General features: G+C 31.9%; 7 protein-coding genes. All 7 read left to right on the forward strand.

Going from position 1 to position 5,612, the window contains the following annotated elements; all coding sequences use genetic code 11:
• Positions 1–57 precede the first annotated feature (57 nt).
• Positions 58–342: a hypothetical protein gene (locus J3U56_RS11780; RefSeq protein ID WP_267367872.1), complete on the forward strand. Its 285-nt coding sequence runs from the start codon at positions 58–60 to the stop codon at positions 340–342.
• 2 nt (positions 343–344) lie between these two features.
• Positions 345–965, forward strand: a complete 621-nt coding sequence (locus tag J3U56_RS11785; RefSeq protein WP_267367874.1) for a hypothetical protein — start codon at positions 345–347, stop codon at positions 963–965.
• A gap of 309 nt (positions 966–1,274) precedes the next feature.
• Positions 1,275–1,559, forward strand: coding sequence for a hypothetical protein (locus tag J3U56_RS11790; RefSeq protein WP_267367876.1), 285 nt, complete (start codon positions 1,275–1,277; stop codon positions 1,557–1,559).
• 3 nt (positions 1,560–1,562) lie between these two features.
• On the forward strand, positions 1,563–2,501 hold the full coding sequence (locus J3U56_RS11795) for a zincin-like metallopeptidase domain-containing protein (protein ID WP_267367878.1): 939 nt from the start codon (positions 1,563–1,565) through the stop codon (positions 2,499–2,501).
• 326 nt (positions 2,502–2,827) lie between these two features.
• Positions 2,828–4,006, forward strand: coding sequence for a type II secretion system protein GspD (locus J3U56_RS11800; RefSeq protein WP_267367880.1), 1,179 nt, complete (start codon positions 2,828–2,830; stop codon positions 4,004–4,006).
• 379 nt (positions 4,007–4,385) lie between these two features.
• Complete coding sequence (locus J3U56_RS11805; protein WP_267367882.1) at positions 4,386–4,670, forward strand: hypothetical protein; 285 nt, start codon at positions 4,386–4,388, stop codon at positions 4,668–4,670.
• A gap of 2 nt (positions 4,671–4,672) precedes the next feature.
• The coding region (locus J3U56_RS11810) for a zincin-like metallopeptidase domain-containing protein (RefSeq protein WP_267367885.1) at positions 4,673–5,612 on the forward strand (940 nt) is incomplete at its 3' end.

The raw sequence follows: 5,612 nt of genomic DNA on the forward strand, positions 1-5,612 counted from the left end.
AAAAATTTGGTTATAATTCAGCCGTTAATATCACCAAAACTACCTAAGGAGTGCAGTATGCGAGACCAAAAAGAACGAGTAGAAACAATTGAAAGTACCATGAAAAATGAGTTTGAATACGCATTAGAATTAAATTTAATTACACAAGAACAGTATAACAATTATCTTCAGGAGCTTAATGAATTAACATCTTATATTTATGAAAAATATAAAGATAGTTTAGCTTTTTATGATGAGGATTGGATTAAAATTAATGACTATTATGAAAAAATTGTAGCCTTAGATTTTGTACGTACTCGAACTAAAAATAATTTAGAGCTAATTTGGTTAATTGAGATGTAATGATGAAACTTGATAATTTAGATAATCTCTTTGAACATATAGAGAAGTTAGACAAAAATCAGGGAATTTCAAATTTTAATCCGACTAATGTCAATTATCCTAAAAATCCTTATACTCAATTAGTATATCAAGCAGAAGATTTATATAAATATGGACATCAAAAGGGTTTTTCAGAGACCCGTTGGTTAACTGAGCATGAAATACAAACTCATAATCTACAGATAAAGCAGGGTGAGAAAGATAACTTTTTTGAAAGTGATTTGTATAAAGATAATGAAAAATTACGAAATATTAAATTTTATAATGTAGAGCAGCTGGATAAAGCTTCCTTTGATAAACTTCCGCCTGAAATTAAGCCAGAAAAACAGTGGCAGGAAAATTTAAAAATCGAGCAATTTATAGAAACCGGTGTAAATAACTCGCCGACTTTGATAAAAAGAGAAGTTAATACAAATATTAATTTGAATGATGGTGATATTGTTGTGCTTGGCGGTTTAACTGACAGTAAAGATTCAAATGCTAAAACTAGTGTTGGTTTTTTGCCATTTTTTAATAGTAAATCAGATGAGAAAAATAAAACCGATATTTTAGTTGCGTTATCAGTATCAAAAATAAAAAACTAGTTGATTAATTATTATTCATCAAATTAATGTATTGATTCAGATCATGAATTAAAGTTTATACACAGTGTTATCTACATTTTATGTTAATAATTGCACAGTGTTGCTATTGTCAATAGCAAAGCGCAAGACGCAGCTCACGTAGTGAGAACGTGTGAGCATTTGGCGAAGCTAACTATTGACAACCCACCAAGTTTTATCCTTTAGTGCAGGTGGAAAGGAACGCATAGCGAGCCTTTCCGCTTGGACGACCTTAAAAATTTGGTTATAATTCAGCCGTTAATATCACCAAAACTACCTAAGGAGTGCAGTATGCGAGACCAAAAAGAACGAGTAGAAACAATTGAAAGTACCATGAAAAATGAGTTTGAGTACGCATTAGAATTAAATTTAATTACACAAGAACAATATGACAACTATCTGCAGGAGCTCAATGAATTAACGTCTTACATTTATGAAAGATATAAAGATAGTTTAGCTTTTTATGATGAGGATTGGATTAAAATCAATAACTATTATGAAAAAATTGTAGCTTTAGATTTTGTCAGAGACTATATAAAAGAAGGGTTAGAAGACAGTTGGCTTATAGAGATGTAAATGATGGCAGCAGACAATACTAATCAGCTTTTCGAGCAGATACAGCAAGTTAATAATCAAGGGATTTCGAACTTTACACAAACCAATGCAAACTATCCCAAAAACCCTTATACGCAAGAAATATATAAAGCAGAGTGGTTATATAAAAAAGGACATCAAAAAGGATTTTCAGAGACTCGCTGGTTAACTGAGGATGAAATAAAAACTCATAATTTACAAATAAAACAGGATGAAAAAGAGAATTTTTTTGAAAGTGATTTGTACAAAGATAACGAAAAATTACGAAATATTAAATTTTATAATGTAGAGCAGTTAGATAAAGCATCCTTTGATAAACTCCCACCTGAAATTAAGCCAGAAAAACAATGGCAGGAAAACCTAAAAGTCGAGCAATTTATAGCAAGTCAGGGGGTTAAGGTGTTACATAACAGTGCATCAAACCCTCGTTATAATGCCAAATCACATACTATCCATATGCCCGATAAATCACAGTATGAGACTGCTGAAGGATACTATAACGATATCTTCCATGAAATCGGACATTCAACCAGTAGGGAACTGGAGCGAATACCCACAACACCAGTGCAAGCAATAAATTTTTTCAAACGAGATGAATTAGTCGCCGAAACTTCAGCAATAAAGCTTTGTGAATTAACAAATGTTAATAGTAATAAAACAAATAATTTATCTTATTTAAAAGAGTTTTTAAGCAAATTTGGTGACGATAAAGATGTACAAAAGGCAGAGTTAAGCAAGGCATTGACAGAATCGGATAAGGTATTGGCGTTAACAAAAAGTAAATACTTAACGGCTAAAAAACAGTACACAACGATATCAAGTCAAATGTTAAACCGTACATTAGATATTGCCGGAAAAAAGCTAGCCGAAAAATTTATTAGTCATGGAAAAATAACATCAAAAGGTCTGGAGCTGGGGGATTAAACGATATCGAAATTAGAAATGTTATAGCACGCTTGAATTTCCAATATAATAAAGTGCGCATAATGTGAAATGCGTTATGTTGAAGTCGCAGATTGTAAAATGTTGGCCGACGCAGTCGGCTGACAATCAAGAATTTAGCATAACGCCATTATGCGTACTAAATTCATAAATAAGTTCGGATGTTCAGTGACACCCGAACTTTACCGCGGTTTCCCGCGGTAATAATTTTAATTTAAGAGTAAACAGTAAAATTTATTGCTTATTTTCATGATCAATTTATTTACTTTTATTTATTATTAATTATTACGTTATTTTTTTTACGTAATGTGTCTGCAAATGGCGTTGAGTTTGAGTTAAATAAAGTCAAATTGTCGGACGCTATTAGTATTATTTACAGTGAAATTTTTAAACGTCCTTTTATGTTGTCACCCGAACTTGCTAATGATGAAAGATTATTGACGTTACGTATAACAAAAGATATTAATGAACGTGAGTTCATTGAACGATATTTTTCTAATATGAATATTAAAATTTATGATAAAAACGGAGTTGACTATATTGCTGTATATACTCAAAAACCGGCAGTTATTCAGCAAGAGACGTTTATTTATACGCCTAAATTTCGAAGTGTTAATTATCTGTCTGATATTTTAAGTAGTCAGGTTTCAGGTTCTTTTAATTCACAGGGTACAATTTCTAATAGTTCACACAACTTCATTAATGGTCAAATCAATCCTAATAGTGCAAGTGGTAATTTTTCACGTTCTGGGGATGTTTTAGTTTATCGTGGTACAAAATCTGATATAAAATTAGTTAAACAGTTGTTACCGGAAATCGATATTGTCACCGATGAAATCTTAGTGACTGGTTATGTAGTAGAGGTTTCTACAACTAGGCAAGATGGAAATGGATTATCATTTATAGCTAATTTATTTGATAGTAAATTAGGTATACAAGTCAATTCTCATTTTAATGAAACAACGGGCAATTTGATTACGTTTAGCAGTGGTTCATTTAATGCATTAGCAGAATTGTTTAATAAAGATAGTCATTTTAAGGTTATAAGTTCCCCACAATTGAGAGTTAAAAATGGTTCTAGTGCATCGTTTAGTGTTGGTTCCGATGTTCCAGTACTTGGATCAACTACGTATCAAGATGGTAAACCGATTCAATCTATTGAATATCGTTCATCGGGTGTTTTATTTAATATAAGTCCAGAAATTAGAGAAAGTACAATAGATTTGACAATTCAACAGCAGTTATCTAATTTTGTAAAAACGGAAACCGGTATTAATAATAGTCCGACTTTAATTAAGCGAGATGTTAATACACAAGTATCAATAAAAGATAAAGAAATTATTTTATTGGGCGGTTTAGCAGAAACGAAAAACAGTGATAATTCGACCAGTTTTACACTGTTACCATTTTTGAAATCAAAGGGAAATGATGACAGCAGGACCGATATTGTGGTTATTTTATATGTTGAGAAGATAAAGAAAAATTAGTCACTTTTATAATAAATTAAATCAGTATATTAAGCGGCACCGCAGTTACTACGAGGAGCCGCTTAATATACTGATTGTTTTTTATTCAACTGATTAACGTATTGATTTAGATCATGAATTAAATTTTATACACAGTGTTATTTACATTTTATGTTAATAATTGCACAGTGTTGCTATTGTCAATAGCAAAGCGCAAGACGCAGCTCACGTAGTGAGAACGTGTGAGCATTTGGCGAAGCTAACTATTGACAACCCACCAAGTTTTATCCTTTAGTACAGGTGGAAAGGAACGCATAGCGAGCCTTTCCGCTTGGACGACCTTAAAAATTTGGTTATAATTCAGCCGTTAATATCACCAAAACTACCTAAGGAGAACAGTATGTGGGACCAAAAAGAGCGAGTTTATAGTATCGAAAGATTGACTAAAAATGAATTCAGACATGCTTTGGCGGTCAATTTAATTACACAAGAGCAACATGACAACTATCTGCAGGAGCTCAATGAATTAACATCTTATATTTATGAAAAATATAAAGATAGTTTAGCTTTTTATGATGAGGATTGGATTAAAATCAATAATTATTATGAAAAAATTGTAGCCTTAGATTTTGTACGAGCTCGAACTAAAAATAATTTAGAACTAATTTGGTTAATTGAGATGTAATGATGAAACTTGACAATTTAGACAATCTCTTTGAGCGGATAGAACAGATAAATAAAAATCAAGGAATTTCAAATTTTAATCTGACTAATGTCAATCATCCTAAAAGTCCCTATACCCAAGAAGTGTATCAAGCAGAAGATTTATATGAAATAGGTCATCAAAAAGGGTTTTCAGAGACCCGTTGGTTGACTGAAGATGAAATACAAACTCATAATTTGCAGATAAAACCGGATGAGAAAGATAACTTTTTTGAAAGTGATTTACATAAAGATAATGAGTATCATGAAAATATTAAATTTTATAATGTAGAGCAGTTGGATAAAGCCTCCTTTGATAAACTTCCGCCTGAAATTAAGCCAGAAAAACAGTGGCAGGAAAATTTAAAAGTCGAGCAATTTATAGCAAGTCAGGGGGTTAAGGTATTACATAACAGCCCGTCAAATCCTCGTTATAATGCTAAATCACATACTATCCACATGCCCGATAAATCCCAGTATGAGACTGCTGAAGGATACTATAATGATATCTTCCATGAAATCGGACATTCAACCAGTCGGGAATTGGGACGAACACCCACAACACCAGAGCAAGCAATAAATTTTTTCAAACGAGATGAGTTAGTCGCCGAAACTTCAGCAATAAAACTTTGTGAATTAACAAATGTTAATAGTAATAAAACCAATAATTTATGTTATTTAAAAGAGTTTCTAAGCAAATTTGGTGACGATAAAAATGTTCAAAAGGCAGAATTAGGCAAGGCATTGATTGAATCAAATAAGGTATTGGCGTTAACAAAAAGTAAATACTTAATGGCTAAAAAACAGTACACAACGATATCAAGTCAAATGTTAAACCGTACATTAGATATTGCCGGAAAAAAGCTAGCCGAAAAATCGATTAGTCATGGAAAAATAACATCAAAAGGTCTGGAGCTGGGGGATT

The organism is Gilliamella sp. B2824, assembly GCF_026536245.1.
In the GTDB taxonomy this organism is placed as follows: domain Bacteria; phylum Pseudomonadota; class Gammaproteobacteria; order Enterobacterales; family Orbaceae; genus Gilliamella.

Bases quoted from the DNA above. Each gene is read 5' to 3' on its own strand.
- J3U56_RS11805 (WP_267367882.1), top strand. From the start codon at position 4,386: ATGTGGGACCAAAAAGAGCGAGTTTATAGTATCGAAAGATTGACTAAA.
- J3U56_RS11790 (WP_267367876.1), top strand. From the start codon at position 1,275: ATGCGAGACCAAAAAGAACGAGTAGAAACAATTGAAAGTACCATGAAA.
- J3U56_RS11795 (WP_267367878.1), top strand. From the start codon at position 1,563: ATGGCAGCAGACAATACTAATCAGCTTTTCGAGCAGATACAGCAAGTT.
- J3U56_RS11785 (WP_267367874.1), top strand. From the start codon at position 345: ATGAAACTTGATAATTTAGATAATCTCTTTGAACATATAGAGAAGTTA.
- J3U56_RS11780 (WP_267367872.1), top strand. From the start codon at position 58: ATGCGAGACCAAAAAGAACGAGTAGAAACAATTGAAAGTACCATGAAA.